Origin of the sequence: Hydrogenophaga pseudoflava (genome assembly GCF_031020795.1) — a bacterium.
Taxonomy (GTDB): Bacteria; Pseudomonadota; Gammaproteobacteria; order Burkholderiales; family Burkholderiaceae_C; genus Hydrogenophaga; species Hydrogenophaga pseudoflava_A.
The window spans coordinates 120841-144971 of the sequence record NZ_JAVHJP010000009.1; the positions used below are offsets into that span (position 1 = coordinate 120841).

Below are 24131 nucleotides of genomic sequence, written 5' to 3' on the forward strand. Positions count from 1 at the left end.
CATGCAGCTTGCCGCCCCGCAGCTGGCCGGGCATCTGCAAAAGGGACTGCGCTCCCTCTACACGCTGCACGGTGACGAGCCCCTGCTGATCCAGGAGGCGGCGGATGCGATCCGTTCTGTGGCGCGTGCGCAGGGCCACACCGAGCGCACCGTGCACACCGTGGCCGGTGCCCACTACGACTGGAGCGGGGTGCTGGCCAGCGGCGGCTCGATGAGCCTGTTCGCCGACAAGCAGTTGATCGAGATCCAGATCCCGTCCGGCAAGCCGGGCAAGGACGGGTCCCAGGTGCTGCAGCAGATCGCCGAAGGCGCCCGGGACAACGACTCGACGCTCACGCTCGTGCTGCTGCCGCGGCTGGACATGGCCACCCAGAAGGGGGCCTGGTTTGGTGCTCTGGACAGCTTCGGTGTCACGGTCCGGGTGGACCCGGTGGAGCGACAGGCCCTGCCGGCCTGGATCGCCCAACGGCTTCAGGCCCAGGGGCAGCGCGTGGCAGCGGGTGAAGAAGGGCAGCGAACGCTGCAGTTTTTTGCCGACCGGGTGGAAGGCAACCTGCTGGCAGCGCACCAAGAGATCCAGAAACTGGGCCTGCTCTATCCGGCCGGCGAACTGAGCTTCGAGCAGATCGAGAACGCGGTACTGAACGTGGCCCGCTACACGCCCTTCAAGCTCGCCGAGGCGGTGCTGGGAGGCCAGGTGCTGCGGGTGCAGCGCATGCTCGACGGCCTGCAGGCCGAGGGCGAGGCGGCGGTGCTGGTGCACTTTGCGCTGTCCGAGGACATCCGCACACTGCACCGCGTGCGCGGGGCGATGGACGCGGGCCGCCCGCTGCCCATGGCGCTGCGCGAGAACCGGGTCTGGGGGGTGAAGGAAAAGCTCATGGAGCGAGCGCTGCCGCTCATCCGGCCCGCGCAGCTGGCGCAATGGCTGCAGGACGCCCACACGGTGGACGGCATCGTCAAAGGACTCAAACAGCCCGACTGGCCGGCCGATCCGTGGGATGCTTTGCACCGCATGGCGCTTCGCGTGGCGAACGCCTGTGCGCTGAAGTAGGCACTCTGCGAAAATCGCGTGATGAACGCGACCTCCACCTCCGAACTGATGAACACCCTGGGCAGCCAGGCCAAGGCCGCCTCGGCGTTGATGGCCAAGGCCGGCGCCGCGACCAAGCTCAAGGCCCTGCGCGAGCTGGCCCGCTTGCTGCGCGCAAGTGTCGAACCGCTGCAGGTGGAGAACGCCAAGGACCTGGTGCGTGCCCGTGCCGCCGGCCTGGCCGAACCCATGGTGGACCGGCTCAAGCTCACGCCCAAGGTGCTGGAAACCTGTGCCGAAGGCTGCGAGCAGCTGGCGGCCATGCCGGACATCATCGGCGAGATCATGGGCATGAAGCAGCAGCCCAGTGGCATCCGCGTGGGCCAGATGCGCGTGCCCATCGGCGTGTTCGGCATGATCTACGAAAGCCGCCCGAACGTGACCATCGAGGCCGCCAGCCTGAGCATCAAGAGCGGCAACGCCTGCATCCTGCGCGGCGGGTCCGAGGCCATCGATTCCAACCGCGCGCTGGCCGCGCTGGTGCAGCAGGCCCTGGTGGCTGCCGGTTTGCCGGCCGACGCGGTGCAGCTGGTGCCCACCACCGACCGCGCCGCCGTGGGGCAGCTGATTGCCATGCCGCAGTACGTGGACGTGATCATCCCGCGCGGCGGCAAGGGCCTGATCGAGCGCATCAGCGCCGAAGCCAAGGTGCCCGTCATCAAGCACCTGGACGGCAACTGCCACACCTACGTGGACGACCCCTGCGACATCGCCATGGCCGTGACCGTGGCCGACAACGCCAAGACACAGAAATACAGCCCCTGCAACGCGACCGAGAGCCTGCTGGTGGCGCGCGGCGTGGCGGCCGAGTTCCTGCCGAAGATCGGCGCGGTCTACGCCGCCAAGGGCGTGGAGATGCGCGGGTGCCCCGAGGCCATGGCGATCCTGGCCGCCGTGCCGGGTGCGACCGTGGCCGCGGCCACCGAACAGGACTGGAGCGAGGAATACCTCGCGCCCATTGTCAGCGTCAAGCTGGTGGCCGGGGTCGACGAGGCCATCGCCCATATCAACCGCTACAGCAGCCACCACACCGACGCCATCCTCACCACCGACCATGTGCACGCTCAGCGCTTCCTGCGCGAGGTCGATTCGGCCAGCGTCATGGTGAATGCGAGCACCCGCTTCGCCGATGGTTTCGAGTACGGGCTGGGCGCCGAAATCGGCATCAGCACCGACAAGTTCCATGCCCGCGGCCCGGTGGGTGTCGAGGGCCTGACCTCACTGAAGTACGTGGTGCTGGGCGAGGGCGAAATCCGCACTTGAGAGGGGCTTGCAAGCCGCGCCCGCGACCCCACTTCTGGCCTTTGGCTGTCGCGGCCGGTCCCTACAATGGGGCGGTCGTCTTCTTCTTAGCGCAAAGGTTGTCCCCATGGTTCCGCACCTCGTCACGGCATTGACCGGTCCGATCAACGAGCTGGAGCAGCGGATCCTCGAATCCACCCCGGTGATCGAGCGCTGGTTCCGTCTGGAGTGGATGGAGCACACGCCGCCCTTCTACAGCTCGGTGGACGTGCGCAACGCCGGCTTCAAGCTGGCGCCGGTCGACACCAACCTCTACCCCGGCGCCTGGAACCACCTCACGCCCGAGATGATGCCGCTGGCGGTGCAGGCGGCCATGGCCGCGATCGAGAAGATCTGCCCCGAGGCCAAGAACCTGCTGCTGGTGCCCGAGAACCGCACCGATTCCTTCTACCTGGCCAACCTGGCCCAACTTCAGCGCATCTTCTACCAGGCCGGTCTGAACGTGCGCCTGGGCTCGCTGTCCAACGACATCAAGGCGCCGACCACCTTCGACCTGCCCGGCGGCGAGTCGGTGACGCTCGAACCCCTGATCCGCAGCAAGCGCCGCCTGGGGCTCAAGCACTTCGATCCCTGCACCATCCTGCTCAACAACGACCTCAGCGCGGGGGCCCCCGGCATCCTGGAAGACCTGCACGAGCAGTACCTGCTGCCGCCGCTGCACGCCGGCTGGGGCATCCGCCGCAAGAGCAACCACTTCAAGGCCTACGAAGAAGTGGCCAAGCGCTTCGGCAAGCTGCTGGGCATGGACCCCTGGCTGATCACGCCGATGTTCAACCAGTGCGGCGCGGTCAACTTCGCCGAGCAGAGCGGGCTGGAATGCCTGCGCAGCAACACCGACGCCCTGCTGGCGCGCGTGCGCCGCAAGTACAAGGAATACGGCATCAACGAGAAGCCTTTCGTCGTCATCAAGGCCGACAACAGCCATGCGGCGCTGGGCCAGCTGACGGTGCGCGACGCCAAGGAACTGGACGATGCCTGGTTCCGGGCGCGCGCCAAAGCCACCGCGGGGCATGCCATCGGCGAGGTGATCATCCAGGAAGGGGTGCTCACCAACGAGCGCATCAACGCGGCCGTGGCCGAGCCGGTGGTCTACATGATGGACCGCTACGTGGTGGGCGGTTTCTACCGGGTGCACGCCGACCGCAGCACCGACGAGAGCCTGGCCGCTCCGGGCGCAAGCTTCGTGCCCCTGGCCTTCGAGCAGAGCGCCCAGCTGCCCCAGCCGGGTGCCAAACCTGGTGCCAGCGTGCCCAACCGTTTCTACATGTACGGCGTGATCGGCCGGCTGGCAATGCTCTCGGCCGCCTACGAGCTCGAAGCCACCGACCCCGAGGCCGAAAACTACGATTGAGGCCGGACGGTTGTTGCGTCGCAACATCCAGCGCCCGGCCGTCCGCTTGAGGCGATCTCCCGGCTGACAGCCGGGTGGGTGCGGGCGCAGAATCGCGGTCTTCCAGACAACGGGTCTGGCCTTGCATGGCCGGACGGTTTTGTGTCCTCGAACAAGTCGTCGCTTGCTGCGCTCACCCTGGGCGCCATCGGTGTGGTTTATGGCGATATCGGCACCTCGGTGCTGTACGCCATCAAAGAAATCTTCGGGTCGGGCCATGTGCCCTTCACCCACGCCAACGTCTACGGTGTGCTGTCCATCGTCTTCTGGACCCTCACCGTCATCGTCTCCCTCAAATACGTCACGCTCGTGCTGCGCGCCGACAACGGTGGCGAAGGCGGGCTCATTGCGATGCTGGCACTGGCTTCGCAGGCGGTGAAGGACCGACCCGGGCTGCGCAAGTGGCTGCTGGCCATCGGCATCTTCGGCACCTCGCTGTTCTACGGCGATGGCGTGATCACCCCTGCCATTTCCGTGCTGTCCGCGGTGGAAGGTCTGGAAGTGGTGTCGCCCGCCTTCAAGCAGTACGTGGTGCCGCTGACCCTGCTGGTGCTGTTTGCGCTGTTTTTCGTGCAGAAGCGGGGCACCGGCGGCATCGGCAGGTTCTTCGGCCCCATCACCGTGCTGTGGTTCCTCTCCATCGCCGTGCTCGGCGTGTCGCACATCGTCGGCCACCCCGAGATCCTGGAGGCGCTCAGCCCGCACCACGCGCTGCGCTTCATGTGGGAGCAGCCGGGTACCACCTTCATCATCCTGGGTGCCGTGGTGCTGTGCGTCACCGGCGGCGAGGCGCTGTACGCCGACATGGGCCACTTCGGCAAGAAGCCGATCCGCCTGGCCTGGTTTGCCATCGTCATGCCCTGCCTGACGCTGAACTACTTCGGCCAGGGTGCGCTGCTGCTGGAGAACCCGGATGCGGTGAAGAACCCCTTCTTCAACATGGCGCCCGAGTGGGCCCAGCTGCCCCTGGTGGGGCTGGCCACCATGGCCACGGTGATCGCCTCGCAGGCGCTGATCTCTGGCGCGTTCAGCGTCACCAAACAGGCGATCCAGCTGGGCTACCTGCCGCGCCTGAACATCCGCCACACCAGCGTGCACGACACCGGGCAGATCTACATCCCCTTCGTCAACTGGGGCCTGTTCACCGCCATCGTGCTGGCGGTGGTGATGTTCAAGTCCTCGTCCAACCTCGCGGCGGCCTACGGCATCGCCGTCACGCTGGACATGCTCATCACCACGGTGCTGACCTTCTTCGTCATCCGTTATGGCTGGAAGTACCCGCTGGCCCTGTGCGTGGCCGCCACCGGCTGGTTCTTCCTGGTCGACCTGGCCTTCTTCAGCTCCAACCTGCTCAAGCTGTTCGCCGGCGGCTGGTTCCCGCTGCTGATCGGCGGGGTGGTGTTCACGCTGATGATGACCTGGAAGCAAGGCCGGGCCCTGATGGCCAAGGCCCAGCAGGCCGAGGCGATCGAGCTGGACAGCTTTCTCGAAGCGGTGTTCATGGCACCGCCCGTGCGGGTGGCCGGCACCGCGGTGTTCCTGACCGCGGACACCGGCACCGTGCCCAACGCGCTGCTGCACAACCTCAAGCACAACAAGGTGCTGCACGAGCAGAACCTGTTTGTCACCGTGCGCAGCCACGAACGTCCCTGGATCGGTCTGGACAAGCGGCTGGAGGTCCGGCCTCTGGGGCACGACTGCTGGGAGGTGGTGATCCACTACGGCTTCAAGAACGACCCGGACGTGCCCAAGGCGCTGGAGCTGATGCGCGGACGCGGCTGCGAGCTGGAGCCCATGCTGACCAGCTACTTCCTCTCGCGCGACCTGGTGGTGCCGACGCTGGGCGAAGGCATGGCGCTGTGGCGCGAGAAGCTGTTCGCGCAGATGCACCACAACGCGGGTGCGGCCGCCGAGTTCCTGAACCTGCCGAACAATGCGGTGATCGAGCTGGGCTCCAAGCTGGAGATCTGACGCCCGGCACAATCGCCGGATGTCTTTCTTCCGTGACCTGAACCTCTCGGCCGCCACGGCCGGCTTCGTGGCGGTGCTGGTGGGCTTCACCAGCTCGGTCGCCATCGTCTTCCAGGCCGCACTGGCCTTCGGCGCCACGCCCGAACTCATCACCTCCTGGATGTGGGCGCTGGGCCTGGGCATGGGCCTGTGCTCGGCCATTCCCTCGCTGATCCTGAAGAAGCCGGTGATGGTGGCCTGGAGCACGCCGGGTGCCGCGGTGCTGGCCACGGCCGGTCTGGCCGGTGGTTTCACCATGCCGCAGGCGGTCGGCGCCTTCATGGCCTGCGCGGCGCTCATCATCCTGTCCGGGGCGACCGGTCTGTTCGAGCGGGTGATGAACCGCATCCCGATGGCGATTGCCTCGGCCCTGCTGGCCGGCGTGCTGGCGCGTTTCGGGCTGCAGGCCTTTGCCGCCGCGCAGACCGCGTTGCCGCTGGTGGTGTTGATGCTGCTCACCTACCTGCTGGGGCGGCGCTTCCTGCCGCGCTACGCGGTGCCGCTGACCTTGCTTGCAGCGGTGGCCTGGGTGGTGGCGCGGGGCCAGTTCAATGCTGGCGCGCTCACGCTGCAGTGGGCGGTGCCGGTGTTCACCGCGCCCGAGTTCACGTTCGGCGCCTTCGTCAGCCTGGCGCTGCCGCTGTTCATCGTCACCATGGCCTCGCAGAACCTGCCGGGTGTGGCGGCGATCCGGGCGGCCGGCTATCACATGCCGATCTCGAACATCATCACCATGACCGGCGTGGCCACCCTGGTGCTCGCACCGTTCGGGGCCTTCGCGCTCAACCTCAGCGCCATCACCGCCGCCATTTGCATGGGCGAGGAGGCCCACGCCGACAAGGGCAAGCGCTACACCGCGGCCGTGGCTTGCGGGCTGATCTACATCGCCATCGGCCTGGTGGGTGCGGCGGTCACCGGCCTGCTGCTGGCCTTTCCGAAAGAGCTGGTGCTGGCGATCGCCGGGCTGGCGCTGCTGGGCAGCATCGGGGGCGGCCTGCACGCCGCACTGAAGGACGACGCCCACCGCGAAGCCGCGCTGATCACGTTTCTCGTCACGCTCAGCGGCGTGGTGATTGCCGGCATCGGCTCGGCGTTTTGGGGCGTGGTGGCCGGCGCGCTGGCGCTGTTTGTGCAACAGTACGGAGCCCGAAAGACAAGCCCATGAACATCCTCTTCGTCGCCGATCCGCTCGAGTCCTTCAAGACCTACAAGGACACCACCTTTTCCATGATGCGCGAGCTGCAGAAGCGTGGCCACGCCATCGCCGCCACCGAGCCGCGCCACATGGGCTGGCGCAGCGGCGGTGTGGTCAGTGCCACGGTGCGCCGCATCCGTCTGACGGGCGACGCACGCGACTGGTTCACAGTGAGCGGCGAAGCGGTCGAATCGCTCAAGGACTTCGACGCCGTGCTGATGCGCAAGGACCCGCCGTTCGACAGCGAGTTCTTCTACAGCACCCATTTGCTGGAGCAGGCCGAGCGCGAGGGCACCCGCGTGTTCAACAGCCCACGCGCCCTGCGCGACCACCCCGAAAAGCTCGCGCTGATGGAATTCGCACAGTTCGCGCCGCCCACGCTGGTGACGCGTTCGCCCGAGGCCATCCGCACCTTCCACGCCGAACACCAGGACATCATCCTCAAGCCGCTGGACGGCATGGGCGGCATGGGCATCTTCCGGGTCGGCGCCGACGGCATGAACCTCGGTTCCATCATCGAGACGCTGAACCAGGGCGGCGCGACCAGCGTGATGGTGCAGCTCTACCTGCCCGAGATCGCGCTGGGCGACAAGCGCCTGCTGCTGATCGGCGGCAAGGTGGCGCCCTTCGTGCTGGCGCGCATTCCACAGGGCAACGAGGTGCGTGGCAACCTCGCAGCCGGTGGCAAGGGCGTGGCCCAACCGCTGAGCGACGAGAACCGCGCCGTGGCCGAGGCCATCGCCCCGGTGCTGGCCGCGCGCGGCCTGCTGCTGGTGGGGCTGGACATGATCGGCAACAGGGTCACCGAGATCAACGTCACCAGCCCGACCTGTTTCCAGGAGATCCACGACCAGACGGGCTTCGATGTGCCAGCCATGTTCGTGGACGCGCTGGAAGCCACCCTGAAAGTGCCCGCGTGAGCGACGAGCAGCAACTCAACGATCCGGCGCCGGACCGCCCCAAGCCGGATCAGCCCCCTCGGGGGGCAGCGACCCGCGAAGCGGTGGAGCATGGGGGCACTCATGTTCAGCCGAGGAACCCGCTCCACGGGATGACGCTGGAGGCGATCCTCCACGCCCTGGTCGAGACCTACGGCTGGGACGGCCTGGGCGAGCGCATCCCGGTGCGCTGCTTCAACGTCGACCCCAGCATCAGCTCCAGCCTGCGCTTCCTGCGCAAGACGCCCTGGGCGCGCGAGAAGGTCGAGGGCCTGTACCTCTACATGCTGCGCGAGCGGCAGCGTCGCGGCGGGCGGCGCTGAGGGTCAGACCACCGCGCCGTCGACGAACACCTTCAGTTCGCCGGGCTCGAACGCCGTCCACTGCTCGTTGCGGGTCAGCGGCGTGGTCACGATCACCGCGGCGCGGTCGCCGGGCTGGTTGAGGTCGGCAAAGTTCACCGTCCAGTCGTGGTCCATCAGCGTGGCCTGTGCAAACGGGTGCTGGCGCACCAGCCAGTGCAGTTTCGTGCTGCAGTGCGCCCACATCGCATCCCCGTTGGAGAGCAGGAAGTTGAAGGTGCCGTAGGGCGTGACCTGGGGGATGAGCTCGCGCAGTGTGTGCGTGAGTTCTTCGACACTGGGCAGGCTGGCGTGCGACTTGGCCAGCTCCTGCATCAGCCAGCAGAAGGCGCGCTCGCTGTCGGTGGTGCCGACCGGGCGGAACGCGCTGTGCAGCTTGGGAAAGTAGTCCTTGAGGTCGCCGTTGTGGGCGAACACCCAGTGCCGGCCCCAGAGCTCGCGCGTGAACGGGTGGGCGTTCTCCAGGCTCACCTCGCCGATGGTGGCCTTGCGCACGTGGGCGATGATGTTCTTGCTCTTGAGCGGGTAGCTGCGCAGGAACTCGGCCATGCGCGAGTTGGCCGCGCTTTCGTGGTCGATGAACAGCCGCAGGCCGCGGCCCTCGAAGAAGGCGATGCCCCAGCCGTCGGCGTGGTGGTCGGTGGCGCCCCCGCGCTGGCAGAAGCCGGTGAAGCTGAACGAGGCGTCGGTCGGCGTGGCGCAGTTGAGACCCAGCAGTTGGCACATCCGGCTATTGTCCGGCAGCCTTCGCGGTTTTTTCACGCATTTTCAAGGCGGCCCCGATGGCCAGCGCACAAATGGCTGCCACCATGAAAAACGTCTCGTTGAACGGTGCCAGGTGGCCGGGCGCGGTGTGGCCGGGCGCCAGCGTCAGGCCGTGGGCGGCGGTGCGCCACTCCAGCACGATGCCGCACAGGCTCACCCCGGCCGCGCCGCCGAGCATGCGCAGGAAGTTGATCGCGCTGGCGCCCTGCGGGATCTGTGCCCGGTCCAGGCCGCGCATGGCGCCGACGTTCAGCGAGGGCAGGATGAAGCCCAGGCCCAGCCGGCCCAGGATGGCCCAGGCCACCAGCAGGGTGAGCGTCTGGGCGCGATGCTCGGTGTCGATGGTGGGCATCAGCGCGAACGAGCTGGCCAGCAGCAGCAGGCCGATGCTGACCAGCCGGTGGGCCGGCTGCCGGTCCGACAGCCGGCCCACCACCGCGATGGTCACGGCCAGCACCAGACCGGCGGGCAGCAGGATGCTGCCGACAAACGAGGCCGACAGGCCCAGGCCCATCTGCATGTAGACCGGCAGCAGGTAGGTCGAGCCGAACAGCGCAACACCGTAGATAAAGGCGACGATGCTGCCCATGGCGAAGCGCCGGTCGCGGAACAGCGAGAGGTTCAGCAGCGGGTCCGTGCCCTGGTCGGGGTGGCGGGTGCGCGCCAGCAGCATGCGCCGCTGCAGGGTCACGAACGCCAGCAGCGCCGCCACGGCCGCGCCGAGCAGGCCAAAGGCCGCCAGCGCCGTGCCGCCCTTGAGTTCGACCAGGCCGTTGAGCAGGCACAGCGTGCCGGTGGTGGCCAGCAGCAGGCCGCGCCAGTCCAGCGCCGCGCCCTGCGGGTTGGCCGCGGCGCCGCCGGGCGCGTTGGTCGGCACGAAGCGCTGCGCCATCCACAGCGAGGCCAGGCAGAAGGGCACGACCATGAAGAAGATCGAGCGCCAGCCGAAGGCGTCCACCAGCAGGCCGCCGATGCTGGGCCCCAGCGCCGGCGCCAGCACCACGCCCATGCCGAAGATGCCGCTGGCGCGCCCCTGCTCCTGCGGCTCGAAGGCGCGCAGGATGATGATGGCCGGGATCGGCTGCACCACGCCCGCGGCCAGGCCCTCGGCCACGCGGGCCGCCAGCACCAGCGGGAAATGCTGCGCGAAGCCGCCGGCCAGGCCGCCGGCCAGCAGCAGCCACATGCAGCCGGTGTAGGTGGCGCGGTAGCCATAGCGCGCCAGCAGCCAGGGCGTGGTCAGCATGGACACGGTCATCGCGGCCATGAAGCCTGAGGTGGCCCACTGCGCGCGCTCCTGGCCCAGCGCGAAGTGGTGGCTCAGGTCGGGAATGGCCACGTTGACGATGGTCGAGGACATGACCGAGGCCATGGTGCCCAGCATCACCGAGAGCAGCAGCAGCCAACGGTAGCGCGGCCCGTGGCGGGCGCGCAGGGCGGTGATGGCGTGGGGGTCGTCTTGCGGTGTGCTCATGCGGGCGGGTCCAGGCGGCAGCTTATCGGGTTTGCCCGCACCAAGCGTGGCCAGGGACATGCCGCGTAACATTGCCGGCACCCGCGCGCGGCACTCAGGCCACCGCGGCCTGCGATGCGCCTCTTGCTGGTGGAAGACGACTCGATGATCGGCGAATCGGTGCTCGACCTGTTGCGCGCCGAGCAGTACGCCGTGGACTGGGTGCGCGACGGCGACGCTGCCGACACGGCCCTGCGCACCCAGGACTACGACCTGGTGCTGCTCGACCTGGGCCTGCCCCGGCAGGACGGGCTGTCGGTGCTGCGCCGGTTGCGCGCGCGCCGCTCCCGGGTGCCGGTGCTCATCGCCACCGCGCGCGACGCGTTGAAACAGCGCGTCGAGGGGCTGGACGCCGGGGCCGACGACTACGTGGTCAAACCCTACGAGATGGACGAGCTGCTGGCGCGCATCCGCGCCCTGCTGCGCCGCGCCTCCGGACGCGCCGAACCAGTCTACGAACACCAGGGCGTGTGCATCAACCCCGCCACGCGCGAGGTCACGGTGAACGGCGAGCCGGTGGTGCTTTCGGGCCGCGAGTGGGCGGTGCTGGAGCCGCTGCTGGCGCGGCCCGGTCTGGTGCTCTCGCGCGCGCAGCTGGAAGAAAAACTCTACGACTGGAAGCACGAAATCAGCTCCAACGCGGTCGAGGTCTACATCCACGGCCTGCGCAAGAAGCTGGGCGCGAACATCATCCAGAACGTGCGCGGCGTCGGCTACCTGGTGCCCAAGGCATGACGCTGCGCTGGCCGACCTCCCTGCGCACCCGCCTGCTGGTGTTCGTGCTGCTGGCCATCCTGGGCACCGCGCTGCTGCAGGCCGCCCTGGCCTGGCGCGCGGCGCGGGCCGAGGCCGACGCCCTGTTCGACTACCAGATGCGCCAGACCGCCCAGACGCTGCGTGCCGGCCTGCCCGAGGGCCTGGCCACCGGCGTGCTGCCGGTGCCACCCTCGCAGCAGGACTTCGACTTCGTGCTGCAGATCTGGTCCGTCGACGGTTCGCTGCTGCTGCGCTCGGCCGACCGGCCCGAACTGCCGGCGCGCGCGGTGCTGGGCTTCGCCGACGTGGTGGCGCATGGCACCACCTACCGCGTCTATTCGGTGATCACCGGTGGGCTGGTGATCCAGGTCGCGCAGGACATGGCCGTGCGCCAGCGCATGGCCGGCGACCTGGCGCTGCGGACGGCCACGCCGGTGCTGTGGCTGGCGCCGGTTCTGATGCTGGCGGTGGGCTGGCTGGTGCGGCGCACCCTGGCCCCGGTGGCGCGGGTGCGCGAGCAGGTGGCCGCGCGCAGCGCCGACGACCTGGCGCCGCTGGCCGGGCAGGACCTGCCCGACGAGGTCCGCCCGCTGGTGCAGGAATTCAACGGCCTGCTGCAGCGCCTGGGCCAGGCCTTCGAGGTGCAGCAGCGCTTCGTGGCCGACGCGGCGCACGAGCTGCGCTCGCCGCTGGCGGCGCTCCGGCTGCAGGTGCAGGGCCTGCGCCGCGCCGAGGACGCCGAGCACCGTGAGCGCGCGCTGCAGCGGCTGGACGCCGGCATCGACCGCGCCACGCGGCTGGTGGGCCAGCTGATGGAATTGGCGCGCCAGCAGGCGCTGCAGGCCGAGGGCGCCCCGGCGGTGCCGCTGGACCTGGTGGCGCTGGCACGAGAGATGGTGGCCGAGTCGGTGGCCGACGCCCAGGCCCGCGCGCAGGAGATCGGGCTGTCGGGCCTGGAAGCGGCCCCGGTGAAGGGTCATGCGGACGCGCTGCGCCTGCTGCTGCGCAACCTGGTCGAAAACGCCATCAAGTACGCGCCGGCCGGCGGCCAGATCGAGGTCGGCGTTCGGGCTGGCGACTCACCGGGCAGGGTGGCGCTGGTGGTGGAGGACAGCGGCCCGGGCATTCCCGAGACCGAGCGCACGCGCGTGCTGGACCGCTTCTACCGCCTGCCCGATGCGCCCTCCACCGGCAGCGGCCTGGGGCTGGCGATTGCCCAGTCGGTGGCGCAGATGCACGGCGGCGCGCTTCGGCTGGACGCTTCGCCCACGCTCGGCGGCCTGCGCGTGCGGCTGGAGCTGCCGGCGACCTGATCAGGCCAGCGTGCTCGCCAGCACGTTCACCGCCAGCGCCAGCACGGTGAGGTTGAAGGCGAACGAGAGCAGGCCATGCCCCGTGGCCAGATGGCGCAGCGAGCGCTCGGTGATGGCGACGTCCGAGACCTGCGAGGTCATGCCGATCACCGCGCTGAAGTAGAAGAAGTCGAAGTAGTCGGGCGCCTCGCCGCCCGGAAACGCCAGGCCGCCCACATGCGGGCGGTCCAGCCCGTCCGGCCGGTAGTAGCGCCGCGCGTAGTGCAGCGCGAACACGCTCTGGATCAGCAGCCAGGCGCCCATCAGGGACAGCACCATCAGCGCCAGATGGGCCATGCGCGCCGCGCCCCGCAGGTGGGCGCCCGCATCGGCGGCGACGGCCACCGCCACCAGACAGGCTACGGCCGCCAGCGTGACCAGCACGAACAGCATGGCCGCACCCGGGTCTTCCCATTGGGCGCGGCGCCGGGTGTCGGCGGCGTTGAGGCGGTGCGCGAGGTGGGCCATCAGCCCCAGGTAGGTCGTGCAGTACACGACCCAGCCGCAGAGCAGGGCGGTGCCGGCCGGTGCGGCGACCAGCCGAGCCACCGCCAGGCCGGTCAGCACCCCGGGCAGCAGCGCCAGCGCCTGGCGTTCCAGGGCGCTGAAACGGGCCGACCAGTGCAGGCCGTGCAGCGGGTGCGATCTCATGCGACCAGTGTGCCACCGCGGGCCGATTAAGCCCCGTCTAAGTGAACGCGCCCACATTCGTTGCCAGTCCCACCCTTTTCACAGGAGCGATCATGCAACTCAACTTCCTCACCCCCACCCGTCTGGTGCTGGCCCTGGCGGCCGCCGGAGCGATCGGCGGTGCCGGCGCCACCTGGCTGCACGGTTCGCAGGCCAGCGCCGCCGCGCCGTCGCCGACCGCCGTGGTCGCGGCCGCCGCGCCCGCCGCGGGTCCGGGCCAGGCGGACTTCGCCAGCATCGCCGAGCGCCACGGCGCCGCGGTGGTCAACATCAGTGTCAGCGGCACGAGGAAGGTGTCGGACGAAGAGCGGGCCGGTGCGCCCGGGCTCGACCCGCGCGACCCGCTCTACGACTTTTTCCGCAACTTCCCCGGCTACGCAGGACCGCGCGGCGGTGCCACGGAGCAGCCGGTGCGTGGCCAGGGCTCGGGCTTCATCGTCAGCAGCGACGGCCTGATCCTGACCAACGCCCATGTGGTGCAGGACGCCAGCGAGGTGACGGTCAAGCTCACCGACCGGCGCGAGTTCCAGGCCAAGGTGCTCGGGGCCGACCCGCGCACCGACGTGGCGGTGCTGCGCATCGATGCCAAGAACCTGCCCGTGGTGCCGCTGGGCAGTTCCCGGTCGATGCGGCCCGGCGAGTGGGTGCTGGCCATTGGCTCGCCCTACGGCTTCGAGAACAGCGTGACCGCCGGCGTGGTCAGCGCCAAGGGCCGTTCGCTGCCCGACGACAGCCTGGTGCCCTTCATCCAGACCGACGTGGCGATCAACCCCGGCAACTCGGGCGGGCCGCTGTTCAACGCGCGCGGCGAGGTGGTGGGCATCAACTCGCAGATCTACAGCCGCTCGGGCGGCTACCAGGGCCTGTCCTTTGCCATCCCGATCGAGGTCGCCAGCAAGGTGCGGGACCAGATCGTCGCCACCGGCAAGGCCAGCCACGCGCGCCTCGGCGTGACGGTGCAGGAAGTGAACCAGGCGCTGGCCGACTCCTTCGGGCTCGACAAGCCCGAGGGCGCCCTGGTCTCGGGCGTCGAACCCGGCGGCCCGGCGGCCCAGGCGGGGCTGAAGACCGGCGACGTGATCCTGAGCGTCAACGGCCAGCCCATCGTCTCGTCGGGCGACCTCCCGGCCTGGATCGGCCAGGCCAGCCCGGGCGAGAAGGTCACGCTCGAACTTGCGCGCCAGGGGAAGCGCGAAACTCTCAGCGCGCAGCTGGGCGATGCGGCTGCGAAGAAGGCCGAGGTGGCCCAGGCCGACCAGGCCGCGAGCCAGGGGCGCCTGGGGCTGGCGCTGCGGCCGCTGCAACCGCAGGAAAAGCGCGAGGCGGGCGTGGACGCCGGCCTGGTGATCGAGGACGTGGCCGGCGCCTCGGCGCGCGCCGGGGTGCAGCCGGGCGACCTGCTGGTGGCGGTCAACGGCACGCCGGTGACCAGCGTCGAGCAGGTGCGGGCGGCGGTGGCCAGGGCCCAGAAGTCGGTGGCGCTGCTGATCCAGCGCGACGGCGACCGCATCTTCGTGCCGGTGAAGCTGGGCTGATGGCGCACGACTCCGCGAGTGCGCGTCCGGCGGCGGGCCTGTCGGCCCACATCCTGCCGACCTCGGCCACCATGATCGGGGTCTGCCTGACCGCGCTCTACATCAGCCTGCTCGGACCGTCGAGCGAGAGCCGGATGCTGGTGGACAAGCTGCTCGCGGTGGACGGGCTGGTGTTCCTGGGCAGCGCACTGCTGTCTTTCGTGTCGATGCGGGTGGCGCGCGAGGCCGGCCGCTGGGAGCGGCTGGCCGAGAGCGTCTTCGTCGGCGGGCTCGGCCTGCTGGCGCTGGGTGGTGTCGCGCTGGCCTTCGTGGTCAACTGAGCGGCGGGGCGGCGAAGCGCGCCACGCAGGCGGCGCAGATGCAGGCCTTGCCCTCGGCCTCCTGAGGCAGCCGGGCCATCAGGTCGGGCGGGAACGCGGTATCGACGCACCAGCAGGGCGGCTGTGTCTGGCCGGTGGCGCGTTCGAGCTCCATCGCGCAGCGGTTGTCACCGCCGCAGAGCGGGCAGCGGGTGGGGTCGGAGGTGGGCGTGGTCTGCATGGAAAAGGCCGGTTCTGATCAGTGTAGTCACCCACGCCCTGTGGTACTTTTTGCACTGCTCTGTTCAAGGTCTTCCGTGCTGCCCCTGTCACCCTTTCCCCTTCTTGTGTCGTTCGTGCTCGCCCTCGCCGTTGGCGGCGCGGCGGCGGCCGATCCGCGCACCGTTCCCGACCCCATGGCGCAACGCGTGCAGGCCTGCACCCTGTGCCACGGGGCCGAAGGCAAGGCCACCCCCGGCGGCTTCTTCCCGCGCATCGCGGGCAAGCCGGCCGACTACCTCTACCACCAGCTGCTGAACTTTCGCGACGGCCGGCGCAACAACGAGGGCATGCGCTACCTGCTGGACCACCTGAGCGACGACTACCTGCGCCTGATCGCGCAGCACTTCGCTTCGCTGGACCTGCCCTACCCGCCGCCGCTGCCGCAGCAGGGTGACGCGGCCACGCTGGCCCGTGGCGAGGCCCTGGTGCGCCAGGGCGACCCGGCGCGTGATCTTCCCGCCTGCACCGCCTGCCACGGCGCGGCCATGACCGGTGTGCGGCCCGCCGTGCCCGGCCTGCTGGGCCTGCCGCGCGACTACCTGATCGGCCAGCTCGGCGCCTGGCAGACCGGGCTGCGAAAGGCCTTCGCGCCCGACTGCATGGCCCACGTGGCGCAGCGCCTCTCGCCCACGGACGTCGCGGCGGTGGCCAGCTGGCTGGCCGCGCAGCCGCTGCCGGCCGACACCCACCCGGCCACACCGGGCACCGGGCCGCTGCCGTTGCGCTGCGGGTTGACGCCGCCTGCGCCGGGAGCTGCGAAATGAGGCGCCACCCCTTGCGCTGGCTCACCGCGGTCTTCGTGGCGGGCCTGGCCTTGCTGGGCGCGGTGGTCGGTGTGGAGCTGCACGCCCCCGCGCTGCCGCCATCGACCGAGGCCGCCCCCGCCGATCCCACGCTGCTCGCGCGCGGCGCCGAGCTGGCGCGCGCCGGCAACTGCATGGCCTGCCACACCGTGCGTGGCGGCGCGCCCTACGCGGGCGGTCGCCGCATCGGCACGCCGTTCGGTGATCTGTATGCAGGCAACCTCACGCCCGACGCCGAGACCGGCCTGGGAACGTGGTCGCAGGAAGCCTTCCGGCGCGCGCTGCACGAAGGCCGCTCGCGCGATGGCCGGCTGCTCTACCCGGCCTTCCCCTACACGCACTTCACCCGCCTGACCGACGGGGACGTGGCCGCGCTCTGGGCCCACCTGCGCAGTCTGCCGCCGGTGCGCCAGGCCAACCCGCCGCACGCGCTGCGTTTCCCCTACGGCACCCAGCCGGCGCTAGCGGTGTGGCGCGTGCTGTTCTTCGAGCCGGGGCGCTTCCAGCCCGACGCGGCGCAGAGCGCCGAGTGGAACCGCGGCGCCTACCTGGTCAACGGTGCCGCCCACTGCACCGCCTGCCACGGCGCACGCAACGCCTGGGGCGCGACCACCGAGGGCTTCGGTGGCGAGCGCCTGCCCGACGGCCGCTGGCTCGCTCCTTCGCTGCTCGACCCGCGCCAGGCGGGCGTGCAGGACTGGCCGGCGGAGCGCGTGGCCGCGCTGCTGAAGAACGGCAGCGTCGACGGCGCCAGCGTGGCGGGGCCCATGGCCGAAGTCGTGTTCCACGGCACGCAGCACCTGCCCGAGGCCGATGTCAACGCGATGGCCGGCTACCTGAAGTCTCTGCCCGTGCGCCGCAGCGAAGCGCCCGCGTTCAAGCGCGCCGACGGTGCGCTGCTGGAGACCGGCGGGCGCCTGTACCGGCAGCACTGCGCCGACTGCCATGGCGAACAGGGTGAGGGCCGCGAAGGCGCCTATCCGCCGCTGGCCGGCAACCGCGTGGTCACCATGGACGATCCCACCAACGCGCTGCAGGCCATCCTCAGCGGCGGCTTCGCGCCGTCCACGCCCGGCCACCCGCACCCCTACGGCATGCCGCCCTTCCGCACCCTGCTGCAGGACGCCGAGATCGCCGCGGTGGCGAGCTTCCTGCGCCAGAGCTGGGGCCACCAGGCGAACCCGGTGAACCCGCTGGACGTGCAGCGCGTGCGCTGAAATCCGCATGACGCCTGGGTGACGGACGGTGACCGGGTGCGCTGCCACCATGGCGCGCATGAGTCCATCACCCACCGACACCACCCCGCCCGAAGGCCGCATCACCTGCCTGGCCCGCGGCCCGCTGCTGCTGATCGGCATCGACCGGCCCGCCAAGCGCAATGGCTTCACGCCGGCCATGATGCGCGCGCTGGCCGAGGCCTACACGCGCCTGGACGACGACCCGGCGCTGCGCGTGGGCGTGCTGCACGCGCACGGCGAACACTTCACCGCGGGCCTGGACCTGCCCAGCTTCGCGCCGCTGATGCAGCGCGGCGAGTCGCCGGTGCCGCACGGCCTGGTCGATCCGCTGAACCTGGGCGATCCGGGCTGGCGCCGCCGCACCAAGCCCATGGTGGTGGCGGTCAAGGGCATCACCTTCACGCTGGGCATCGAGCTGATGCTGGCGGCCGACATCGTGGTCGCCGCCGATGACGGTCGCTTCTCGCAGCTCGAAGTGGCGCGAGGCATCATGGCCACCGGTGGCGCGACGCTGCGCATGGCCGAGCGCGCCGGCCTGGGCAATGCCCTGCTGCACCTGCTGACCGGTGACGAGTTCGACAGCGCCGAGGCGCTGCGGCTGCACTTCGTGCAGCGCGTGGTGCCGGCCGGGCAGGAGCTGGACGAAGCCCTGCGCATCGCCGGCCAGATCGCGAAGCAGGCGCCGCTGGCAGTGATCGCCTCGCGGCTGAACGCGCTCAAGGCGGTGGAGCAGGGGCCGATGGTGGCGATGGCCGAGTTCGACGCCACGCAGAAGCGGCTGGCCCTCAGCGAAGACGCGGCCGAGGGCGTGGCGGCCTTCCGCGAGAAGCGCCCGCCGGTGTTCAAAGGCCGCTGAAGTCGGCCATCAAGGCCTCGCCCCAGTCCCAGGGCCCGGTCAGCGTCAACCGGACCTCGGTCCAGCCGCAGTCCTCGTGCACCTGCGTGTCGGCGTCCCAGGTGCCGCCCTCGTCCAGCGGACCGCGCGGACCGGGCGCCTCGCGCTGCGCGCGCGCCAGCACGGCGTCCACCTCGGCCATCACCGCCGCCAGGTCGGCGCGGCGCACGCTGGCCACCGCCTCCCAGCTGCCGGTGCCTTCGCCATCGTCGGCGGCGTCGAAGATCAGGTAGGTCAGGGCCATGGTCCGGTTCCAGGTTCAGCGCAGCGCGTCCAGCGTGCGCGCGATCTCGCCGCCGCACGCGGTGCGGTTGCGCGCGTATTCCTCGGGCGTGTCGATCTCGCGGTGGCGCTGCAGCGTGTGCTTCATCTGCGCATCGACCCAGGGCAACCACTGCTCGCGGATGTGGCGCGTCAGGCGCTCCTGCAGCTCGGCGGCCTCGCCGTAATAGACCTTGTTGCCGAAGGACTGTCGCATGCCCTCGCGCATGCGCTCGGCCGCGTTCACCAGCGTGAGCTGGTTGACCTGCACATGGCGCATCTCGTGCGCCAGGATGTGGCGGTGGGCGCAGCTCCCCTCCTGGAACTCGCTGGCCACCGACACCACGTGCGGGTCCAGGCTGAGCGTGACGGTGATGGCCGGGCGCATGCACACCAGGCGCTCGCGCGGGTGGCTCAGCGTCGGGCTGCGAAAGGCGATGCGCGTGCCCAGCCGCATCTCGGTCAGGCCGAGGGTGTAGGCGTTCTCCTGCGGCAGGCGCTGGATCTGCATCAGGTCGGCCACGCTGCGGTCCTGGCGGTGGCGGATCGGCGCCGGCTCGGCCACCACCTCGACCACGGTCGGCGGCAGCTGCGCCTCGCACACGGCCTGCCACCGGGCGGACGGGGCCTGCGCCGGTGCCGGTGTCGCCACCAGCAGGGGCAGGGCCAGCCCCAGGGCGCGCGCCAGGAAGATGGGGGTGTGCATCGCGGTCACCCCACCGAGGCCGCCAGTTCGGGCGTGCGGTCGTGGGCGATCCAGCCGGCCCAGAAGTCGATGCAGGCCCGGATCTTGGGCAGCCGCTGGCGCGCGCTGGCGGTCACCGCGTACAGCGGCACCGGCTGCGGGTCGACGAAGCCGGCCAGCACCGGCACCAGCAGGCCCTGCTGCACCAGGGGCGCGGCGGCCACGGTGGCCAGACGGCCGATGCCCAGGCCCTGCACCAGCATGCTGGCGGCCAGTCCGGTGTCGTTGGTGCGCCAGTAGCCGTCGACGGTCCGCCGGCAGGGCGCGCCGTCGATCAGGAACGGCCAGCGGTTGAGGTGCGGCGCCGCGGTGTTGCTGATCAGGCGGTGGCGGGGCAGCTCGTCGGGGTGCTGCGGCAGGCCGGCGCGGGCCGCGTAGGCGGGCGAGGCGTAGAGCGCGCGACCGAGCTGGCCCAGGGCCCGCGCCACCTGGGTCTCGGGCAGCTCGGTGCTGGTGCGGATCGCGATGTCGATGCCCTCGCGCGCCATGTCGGCCAGCCGGTCGCTCACCTCCAGCTCCACACGCAGCTGCGGGTGCTGCCGGTTCAGCGCGTTCAGGCTGGGCAGCAGCAGGTACTGCGCGATCACCGTGCTGGCCGCCACACGCACCAGGCCGCGCGCCTCGCCCGACTGCTGCGCGAAGTCGGCCTGCAGCCCGTCGAGTGCGCCGGTGATGCGGTGGCAGTGTTCGAGAAAGGTCTCGCCCTCGGCGCTGAGCGACAGCCCGTGGGTGGAGCGGTGAACCAGGCGCGCGCCGCAGGTCTTCTCGATCCGGGTCAGCGCGCGCGAGACCTGGCTGACCGGCACGTCGCGCTCGCGCGCCGCCGCCGACAGGCTGCCCAGCGCGGCCACCCGGGCGAACAGCTTGAGGTCGTCGAAGGCGAGCGCGTCCATGCGGCGATGGTAGTGCGGGCCGGTGCGCAGGGCCTTGCACGGACTGCAAAACCGTTTTGAGCGGTCCGCCGTTTCCCGCGGAAGGGGCTTTGCCTAGAGTCCGTTCACCCCTTCATTCATCGCCAACAGGAGCCCGCCATGCGCACCGAACACCTTCACCAGACCCTCACACCCCAGGCCCACGCGGCCCTGTTCGACGCCTTGTTGCACCAAGCCGAGCGCGAGCGACGGGCCGCGGTGCAGCGCTTCGGTGGCGCCACCACCGACCGGCTGCGCGCCCTGGTCCGCGGCCTCGCGGCACACCGGGCACACGGCGCCCCGGCCGTCCGCCTGATGGAAGGCTGAACATGCCCACCCTGCTGCTCAAAGTCACCCCGCTGCAGAACCCCGAGCGCTACCAGGCGCTGGCCGCCGCGCTCACCCGCCTGACGGCCGACATCCTGCACAAGCGGCCGGAGGTCACCGCGGTGGTGATCGACGACCTGCCACGGGCCCGCTGGTGCGTCGGCGGGCGCACGGTGCAGGGCACCGCGGCAATGCTGGAGATCGGCATCACGGCCGGCACCAACACCGAGGAAGAGAAGGCCCGCTTCATCGCCGCCGCGTTCGACGAGCTGCAGCGCCAGCTGACGCCCGATGGCGGGTTTGAGGTGGCGAGCTACGTCACGGTGCGCGAGCTGCCGGCGACGGACTGGGGTTACGGTGGCCGGACGCAGCGGGCACGGCAGCTGGCGCGCGCCACCTTGTAGACACCCAGAGAAAACGGCGCCCGAAGGCGCCGTTGCATGGTCCAGGGGCATCGCGGAACCGGCTTCGCCGGGCCGCTGATGCCGCCCCCTTGAGGGGGTCGCGCGAAGCGCGGCGGGGGTGTCAGCCCTGTTTCACCTTCAACCGCCAGGCGTGCAGCAGCGGCTCCGTGTAACCACTCGGCTGTTCCTTGCCCTTGAACACCAGGTCCAGGGCGGCCTGGTAGGCCTTGCTGGTAGCCACGTTGCCGGCCATGGGCTGGTAGAGCTTGTCGCCGGCGTTCTGCTTGTCCACCTTGGCGGCCATGCGCTCGTAGGTGTCGCGCACCTGTTGCTCGGTGACGATGCCGTGGTGCAGCCAGTTGGCCACGTGCTGGCTGCTGATGCGCAGCGTGGCGCGGTCTTCCATGAGGCCGATGTCGTTGATGTCGGGCACCTTGGAGCAGCCCACGCCCTGGTCCACCCAGCGCACCACATAACCCAGGATGCCCTGGATGTTGTTGTCCAGCTCGGCCTGCTTCTCGGCCTCGGTCCAGTTCGGGTTGGCGCTCACCGGCACGGTCAGCAGACCGGTCAGCAGGTCGTCGCGCAGCTTGTCGGCCTTGACCTTCTCCAGCTCCTTCTGCACGTCGGACACCAGCACCTGGTGGTAGTGCAGGGCGTGCAGCGTGGCGCCGGTGGGCGAGGGCACCCAGGCGGTGTTGGCGCCGGCCTTGGGGTGGGCGATCTTCTGCTCCAGCATGGCCTTCATCAGGTCGGGCATGGCCCACATGCCCTTGCCGATCTGCGCCTTGCCGCGCAGGCCGCAGCCCAGGCCCACCAGCACGTTGTTGCGCTCGTAGCTCTGGATCCAGGCGCTGGTCTTCATGTCGCCCTTGCGCACCATGGGGCCGGCCAGCATGGCGGTGTGCATCTCGTCGCCGGTGCGGTCCAGGAAGCCGGTGTTGATGAAGGCCACGCGGCTGGCGGCGGCTTCGATGCAGGCCTTGAGGTTGACGGAGGTGCGGCGCTCTTCGTCCATGATGCCCAGCTTGACCGTGCTGTCGGCCAGGCCCAGCACCTTCTCGACGCGGCTGAACAGTTCGCAGGCGAAGGCCACTTCGCGCGGGCCGTGCATCTTGGGCTTGACGATGTAGACCGAGCCCTTGCGCGAGTTGCGGACCGGATCCTTCTTGCCCTTCTTCAGGTCGTGGATGGCGATGGCGGTGGTGACCATCGCGTCCATGATGCCTTCGGGAATCTCCTTGCCTTCGGCGCCCCACAGGATGGCCGGGTTGGTCATCAGGTGGCCCACGTTGCGCACGAACATGAGCGAGCGGCCATGCAGGCGGACCTTCTTGCCGTTGGGGCCGGTGTACTCGCGGTCGGCGTTCAGGCCGCGGGTCAGGGTCTTGCCGCCCTTTTCGAACGACTCGGTCAGCGTGCCCTGCAGGATGCCCAGCCAGTTGCGGTAGGCCAGCACCTTGTCCTCGGCGTCCACGGCGGCGACGGAGTCTTCCAGGTCCAGGATGGTGGACAGCGCGGCTTCGACCACCAGGTCGCTCACGCTGGCGGCGTCGGTCTTGCCGATGGCGGTGCTGCGGTTGATCTGGATTTCCAGGTGCAGGCCGTTGTGCTTGAGCAGCACGGCAGTCGGTGCCTTGGCCTCGCCCTGGAAACCGATGAACTGGCTCTTGTCTGCCAGCTTGGAGGTGCCGCCTTCGGCCAGGCCCACGACCAGTTCACCGTCCTTGTTGACCTTGTAACCGGTCGAGCCGACGTGCGAGCCCTTCTTCAGCGGGGCGCAGCGGTCCAGCACGTAGCGGCAGTACTCGATGACCTTGGCACCGCGCTTGGGGTTGTAGCCGCCCTTCTTGCCGACCTTCTCGCAACCCTTGTCTTCAGAGATCACGTCGGTGCCGTAGAGCGCGTCGTAGAGCGAACCCCAGCGCGCGTTGGCGGCGTTCAGCGCGTAGCGGGCGTTCAGGATGGGCACCACCAGCTGCGGGCCGGCCTGGGTGGCCAGCTCGTCATCCACGTTCTTGGTGGTGGCCTTGACCTTCCTGGGCTCGGGCACGAGGTAGCCGATGGTTTCCAGGAACTTGCGGTAAGCCACCATGTCGGTGATCGGGCCGGGGTTGGCGCTGTGCCACTTGTCCAGCTCGGCCTGCAGACGGTCGCGTTCGGCCAGCAGGGCGGCGTTCTTGGGTGCGAGGTCGGCCACGATGCTGTCAAAGCCCTGCCAGAAGGTCTCGGCGCTCACGCCGGTGCCGGGCAGGACCTGGCCGTTGATGAACTCGTACAGGTCGGTGGAAACCTGCAGACCGTGAATCGTGGTGCGTTGCGTCATGGAGGGACTCCGTCGGTTCAAAGAGAAAAGGAAATCAGTCGAAGAAGGCGAGGACTTCGCGCAGGTTCGTGGCCGTGCGCGTGGGCGGCGTGCCCAGTTCCTCGAAGGGTTGGTTCTGGCGGTTCACCCACAGCGTGCGGTAGCCGAACCAGGTCGCGCCCAGCGCGTCCCAGGCGTTGCTGCTGACGAACACGATCTGCTGGCGCGAGAGTCCGGTGACTTTCTCGCCCTGCGCGTAGGCGTCGGGGTGGGTCTTGTATTTGCGCACGCCGTCCACGCTGATCACGTGGTCCAGCAAACCCTCCAGGCCGGCGCTGCGCACGGCGATGCCCAGCATCTGCGGCTCGCCGTTGCTCAGGATGCCGGTGACGATGCCGCGGCTTTTCAGGGCCTGCAGCACCTCGCGGTTTTCCGGGAAAGCGCTCAGGTGCCGGTACTGGTTCATCAGCTGCGTGGCCTTGGCCTCGTAGGCGGCCCAGTCGCTGCGCGCGGCCGGCTCGATCAGCTTGATGGCGTAGGCCAGCGCGGCTTGCGTGAGTTCCCAGAACGGGCGGTAGTGCGCGCCGTGCTCGCTGGTGGTCACCAGCCGGGTGTATTCGATCTGCTTGTCGCGCCAGACGGTGGCCAGGCGGGCGCCCTGGCCCGGGAACAGCTGCTGGGCGAGCAAGCCCACGCTGTACACATCGAACAGCGTGCCGTAGGCATCGAACAGGACCGCACGGGGTTTTTCCATCCCGTC

Annotated in this window: 25 protein-coding genes; 16 read left to right on the forward strand and 9 right to left on the reverse strand. The window is 69.9% G+C overall.

Translation table 11 applies throughout. From position 1 onward, the window contains the following. Position 1: 1 nt before the first annotated feature. The 7 genes from holA (at position 2) to RCO38_RS22700 (ending at position 8251) form a co-directional block, all read left to right on the forward strand. Complete coding sequence (holA, locus tag RCO38_RS22670; RefSeq protein ID WP_308330768.1) at positions 2–1054, forward strand: DNA polymerase III subunit delta; 1053 nt, start codon at positions 2–4, stop codon at positions 1052–1054. 21 nt (positions 1055–1075) lie between these two features. After that, on the forward strand, positions 1076–2356 hold the full coding sequence (locus RCO38_RS22675) for a glutamate-5-semialdehyde dehydrogenase (protein ID WP_308330769.1): 1281 nt from the start codon (positions 1076–1078) through the stop codon (positions 2354–2356). A 106-nt stretch (positions 2357–2462) separates the two neighbouring features. Then, complete coding sequence (gene gshA / locus RCO38_RS22680; RefSeq protein ID WP_308330770.1) at positions 2463–3746, forward strand: glutamate--cysteine ligase; 1284 nt, start codon at positions 2463–2465, stop codon at positions 3744–3746. Positions 3747–3887: 141 nt separating this feature from the next. Continuing rightward, on the forward strand, positions 3888–5756 hold the full coding sequence (locus RCO38_RS22685; RefSeq protein WP_308330771.1) for a potassium transporter Kup: 1869 nt from the start codon (positions 3888–3890) through the stop codon (positions 5754–5756). A gap of 19 nt (positions 5757–5775) precedes the next feature. Beyond that, a complete protein-coding gene (locus RCO38_RS22690) occupies positions 5776–6960 on the forward strand; it encodes a benzoate/H(+) symporter BenE family transporter (RefSeq protein WP_308330772.1) in 1185 nt (394 codons plus the stop codon). Beyond that, positions 6957–7910: a glutathione synthase gene (gshB, locus tag RCO38_RS22695; RefSeq protein ID WP_308330773.1), complete on the forward strand. Its 954-nt coding sequence runs from the start codon at positions 6957–6959 to the stop codon at positions 7908–7910. The genes RCO38_RS22690 and gshB overlap by 4 nt, the downstream gene beginning before the upstream one ends. 83 nt (positions 7911–7993) lie before the next feature. Next, a complete protein-coding gene (locus RCO38_RS22700; protein ID WP_308330864.1) occupies positions 7994–8251 on the forward strand; it encodes a VF530 family protein in 258 nt (85 codons plus the stop codon). 3 nt (positions 8252–8254) lie between these two features. On the opposite strand, the gene RCO38_RS22705 is transcribed toward RCO38_RS22700, so the two are convergent. Together RCO38_RS22705 and RCO38_RS22710 are read right to left on the reverse strand one after the other, a co-directional pair. Continuing rightward, positions 8255–9016, reverse strand: a complete 762-nt coding sequence (locus RCO38_RS22705; RefSeq protein WP_308330774.1) for a class II glutamine amidotransferase — start codon at positions 9014–9016, stop codon at positions 8255–8257. Positions 9017–9020: 4 nt separating this feature from the next. After that, a complete protein-coding gene (locus tag RCO38_RS22710; RefSeq protein ID WP_308330776.1) occupies positions 9021–10529 on the reverse strand; it encodes an MFS transporter in 1509 nt (502 codons plus the stop codon). A 114-nt stretch (positions 10530–10643) separates the two neighbouring features. Here RCO38_RS22710 and RCO38_RS22715 point away from each other — a divergent pair, with 114 nt between their 5' ends. Both RCO38_RS22715 and RCO38_RS22720 read left to right on the forward strand, forming a co-directional pair. Beyond that, positions 10644–11303: a response regulator transcription factor gene (locus RCO38_RS22715; RefSeq protein WP_308330777.1), complete on the forward strand. Its 660-nt coding sequence runs from the start codon at positions 10644–10646 to the stop codon at positions 11301–11303. Continuing rightward, positions 11300–12637 carry an ATP-binding protein gene (locus tag RCO38_RS22720; protein WP_308330778.1) on the forward strand — a complete coding sequence of 446 codons (1338 nt, stop codon included), beginning with the start codon at positions 11300–11302 and terminating at the stop codon, positions 12635–12637. The genes RCO38_RS22715 and RCO38_RS22720 overlap by 4 nt, the downstream gene beginning before the upstream one ends. Here RCO38_RS22720 and RCO38_RS22725 read toward each other — a convergent pair whose 3' ends face one another. Further along, positions 12638–13327: a DUF1345 domain-containing protein gene (locus RCO38_RS22725; RefSeq protein ID WP_308330779.1), complete on the reverse strand. Its 690-nt coding sequence runs from the start codon at positions 13325–13327 to the stop codon at positions 12638–12640. 92 nt (positions 13328–13419) lie between these two features. Here RCO38_RS22725 and RCO38_RS22730 point away from each other — a divergent pair, with 92 nt between their 5' ends. Both RCO38_RS22730 and RCO38_RS22735 read left to right on the forward strand, forming a co-directional pair. After that, on the forward strand, positions 13420–14901 hold the full coding sequence (locus tag RCO38_RS22730; RefSeq protein WP_308330780.1) for a DegQ family serine endoprotease: 1482 nt from the start codon (positions 13420–13422) through the stop codon (positions 14899–14901). Beyond that, entirely contained in the window at positions 14901–15221 is a 321-nt protein-coding gene (locus tag RCO38_RS22735; protein ID WP_308330781.1) for a hypothetical protein, read from the forward strand. Before RCO38_RS22730 ends, RCO38_RS22735 begins: the two co-directional genes overlap by 1 nt. On the opposite strand, the gene RCO38_RS22740 is transcribed toward RCO38_RS22735, so the two are convergent. Beyond that, complete coding sequence (locus RCO38_RS22740) at positions 15214–15441, reverse strand: cysteine-rich CWC family protein (protein ID WP_308330782.1); 228 nt, start codon at positions 15439–15441, stop codon at positions 15214–15216. The genes RCO38_RS22735 and RCO38_RS22740 overlap by 8 nt on opposite strands. Before the next feature lie 115 nt (positions 15442–15556). Between RCO38_RS22740 and RCO38_RS22745 the strand changes: the two genes are divergently transcribed. Genes RCO38_RS22745 through RCO38_RS22755 form a run of 3 tightly spaced genes read left to right on the forward strand, consistent with a single transcriptional unit; the run spans position 15557 to position 18379 of the window. Further along, positions 15557–16246, forward strand: a complete 690-nt coding sequence (locus tag RCO38_RS22745) for a c-type cytochrome (RefSeq protein ID WP_374694576.1) — start codon at positions 15557–15559, stop codon at positions 16244–16246. Next, positions 16243–17502 carry a cytochrome c gene (locus tag RCO38_RS22750; RefSeq protein ID WP_308330783.1) on the forward strand — a complete coding sequence of 420 codons (1260 nt, stop codon included), beginning with the start codon at positions 16243–16245 and terminating at the stop codon, positions 17500–17502. Before RCO38_RS22745 ends, RCO38_RS22750 begins: the two co-directional genes overlap by 4 nt. Positions 17503–17560: 58 nt before the next feature. Next, the gene (locus RCO38_RS22755) at positions 17561–18379 is read left to right on the forward strand and encodes a crotonase/enoyl-CoA hydratase family protein (RefSeq protein ID WP_308330784.1); all 819 of its coding nucleotides are present in this window, start codon (positions 17561–17563) and stop codon (positions 18377–18379) included. Here RCO38_RS22755 and RCO38_RS22760 read toward each other — a convergent pair. From RCO38_RS22760 to RCO38_RS22770, 3 genes are read right to left on the reverse strand one after another with little or no spacing between them, the layout of a single operon-like run. Then, positions 18366–18662 carry a hypothetical protein gene (locus RCO38_RS22760; protein WP_308330785.1) on the reverse strand — a complete coding sequence of 99 codons (297 nt, stop codon included), beginning with the start codon at positions 18660–18662 and terminating at the stop codon, positions 18366–18368. The genes RCO38_RS22755 and RCO38_RS22760 overlap by 14 nt on opposite strands. Before the next feature lie 15 nt (positions 18663–18677). Next, positions 18678–19385: a hypothetical protein gene (locus tag RCO38_RS22765; protein ID WP_308330786.1), complete on the reverse strand. Its 708-nt coding sequence runs from the start codon at positions 19383–19385 to the stop codon at positions 18678–18680. A 5-nt stretch (positions 19386–19390) separates the two neighbouring features. Next, the gene (locus tag RCO38_RS22770) at positions 19391–20317 is read right to left on the reverse strand and encodes a LysR family transcriptional regulator (protein WP_308330787.1); all 927 of its coding nucleotides are present in this window, start codon (positions 20315–20317) and stop codon (positions 19391–19393) included. A 138-nt stretch (positions 20318–20455) separates the two neighbouring features. Here RCO38_RS22770 and RCO38_RS22775 point away from each other — a divergent pair, with 138 nt between their 5' ends. Both RCO38_RS22775 and RCO38_RS22780 read left to right on the forward strand, forming a co-directional pair. After that, complete coding sequence (locus RCO38_RS22775; RefSeq protein WP_308330788.1) at positions 20456–20662, forward strand: hypothetical protein; 207 nt, start codon at positions 20456–20458, stop codon at positions 20660–20662. Positions 20663–20664: 2 nt separating this feature from the next. Beyond that, positions 20665–21066, forward strand: coding sequence for a tautomerase family protein (locus RCO38_RS22780; RefSeq protein ID WP_308330789.1), 402 nt, complete (start codon positions 20665–20667; stop codon positions 21064–21066). A gap of 121 nt (positions 21067–21187) precedes the next feature. Here RCO38_RS22780 and RCO38_RS22785 read toward each other — a convergent pair whose 3' ends face one another. Both RCO38_RS22785 and RCO38_RS22790 read right to left on the reverse strand, forming a co-directional pair. Continuing rightward, positions 21188–23392, reverse strand: a complete 2205-nt coding sequence (locus RCO38_RS22785) for a malate synthase G (protein WP_308330790.1) — start codon at positions 23390–23392, stop codon at positions 21188–21190. A gap of 34 nt (positions 23393–23426) precedes the next feature. Then, positions 23427–24125: a haloacid dehalogenase type II gene (locus RCO38_RS22790; protein ID WP_308330791.1), complete on the reverse strand. Its 699-nt coding sequence runs from the start codon at positions 24123–24125 to the stop codon at positions 23427–23429. Positions 24126–24131: the final 6 nt, after the last annotated feature.

Coding starts and splice junctions, on each gene's coding strand:
- gshB (WP_308330773.1), top strand. CDS start 6,957: ATGAACATCCTCTTCGTCGCCGATCCGCTCGAGTCCTTCAAGACCTAC.
- RCO38_RS22770 (WP_308330787.1), bottom strand. CDS start 20,317: ATGGACGCGCTCGCCTTCGACGACCTCAAGCTGTTCGCCCGGGTGGCC.
- gshA (WP_308330770.1), top strand. CDS start 2,463: ATGGTTCCGCACCTCGTCACGGCATTGACCGGTCCGATCAACGAGCTG.
- RCO38_RS22780 (WP_308330789.1), top strand. CDS start 20,665: ATGCCCACCCTGCTGCTCAAAGTCACCCCGCTGCAGAACCCCGAGCGC.
- RCO38_RS22785 (WP_308330790.1), bottom strand. CDS start 23,392: ATGACGCAACGCACCACGATTCACGGTCTGCAGGTTTCCACCGACCTG.
- RCO38_RS22735 (WP_308330781.1), top strand. CDS start 14,901: ATGGCGCACGACTCCGCGAGTGCGCGTCCGGCGGCGGGCCTGTCGGCC.
- RCO38_RS22755 (WP_308330784.1), top strand. CDS start 17,561: ATGAGTCCATCACCCACCGACACCACCCCGCCCGAAGGCCGCATCACC.
- RCO38_RS22740 (WP_308330782.1), bottom strand. CDS start 15,441: ATGCAGACCACGCCCACCTCCGACCCCACCCGCTGCCCGCTCTGCGGC.
- RCO38_RS22775 (WP_308330788.1), top strand. CDS start 20,456: ATGCGCACCGAACACCTTCACCAGACCCTCACACCCCAGGCCCACGCG.
- RCO38_RS22690 (WP_308330772.1), top strand. CDS start 5,776: ATGTCTTTCTTCCGTGACCTGAACCTCTCGGCCGCCACGGCCGGCTTC.
- RCO38_RS22790 (WP_308330791.1), bottom strand. CDS start 24,125: ATGGAAAAACCCCGTGCGGTCCTGTTCGATGCCTACGGCACGCTGTTC.
- holA (WP_308330768.1), top strand. CDS start 2: ATGCAGCTTGCCGCCCCGCAGCTGGCCGGGCATCTGCAAAAGGGACTG.
- RCO38_RS22730 (WP_308330780.1), top strand. CDS start 13,420: ATGCAACTCAACTTCCTCACCCCCACCCGTCTGGTGCTGGCCCTGGCG.
- RCO38_RS22710 (WP_308330776.1), bottom strand. CDS start 10,529: ATGAGCACACCGCAAGACGACCCCCACGCCATCACCGCCCTGCGCGCC.
- RCO38_RS22760 (WP_308330785.1), bottom strand. CDS start 18,662: ATGGCCCTGACCTACCTGATCTTCGACGCCGCCGACGATGGCGAAGGC.
- RCO38_RS22715 (WP_308330777.1), top strand. CDS start 10,644: ATGCGCCTCTTGCTGGTGGAAGACGACTCGATGATCGGCGAATCGGTG.
- RCO38_RS22675 (WP_308330769.1), top strand. CDS start 1,076: ATGAACGCGACCTCCACCTCCGAACTGATGAACACCCTGGGCAGCCAG.
- RCO38_RS22725 (WP_308330779.1), bottom strand. CDS start 13,327: ATGAGATCGCACCCGCTGCACGGCCTGCACTGGTCGGCCCGTTTCAGC.
- RCO38_RS22720 (WP_308330778.1), top strand. CDS start 11,300: ATGACGCTGCGCTGGCCGACCTCCCTGCGCACCCGCCTGCTGGTGTTC.
- RCO38_RS22705 (WP_308330774.1), bottom strand. CDS start 9,016: ATGTGCCAACTGCTGGGTCTCAACTGCGCCACGCCGACCGACGCCTCG.
- RCO38_RS22765 (WP_308330786.1), bottom strand. CDS start 19,385: ATGCACACCCCCATCTTCCTGGCGCGCGCCCTGGGGCTGGCCCTGCCC.
- RCO38_RS22750 (WP_308330783.1), top strand. CDS start 16,243: ATGAGGCGCCACCCCTTGCGCTGGCTCACCGCGGTCTTCGTGGCGGGC.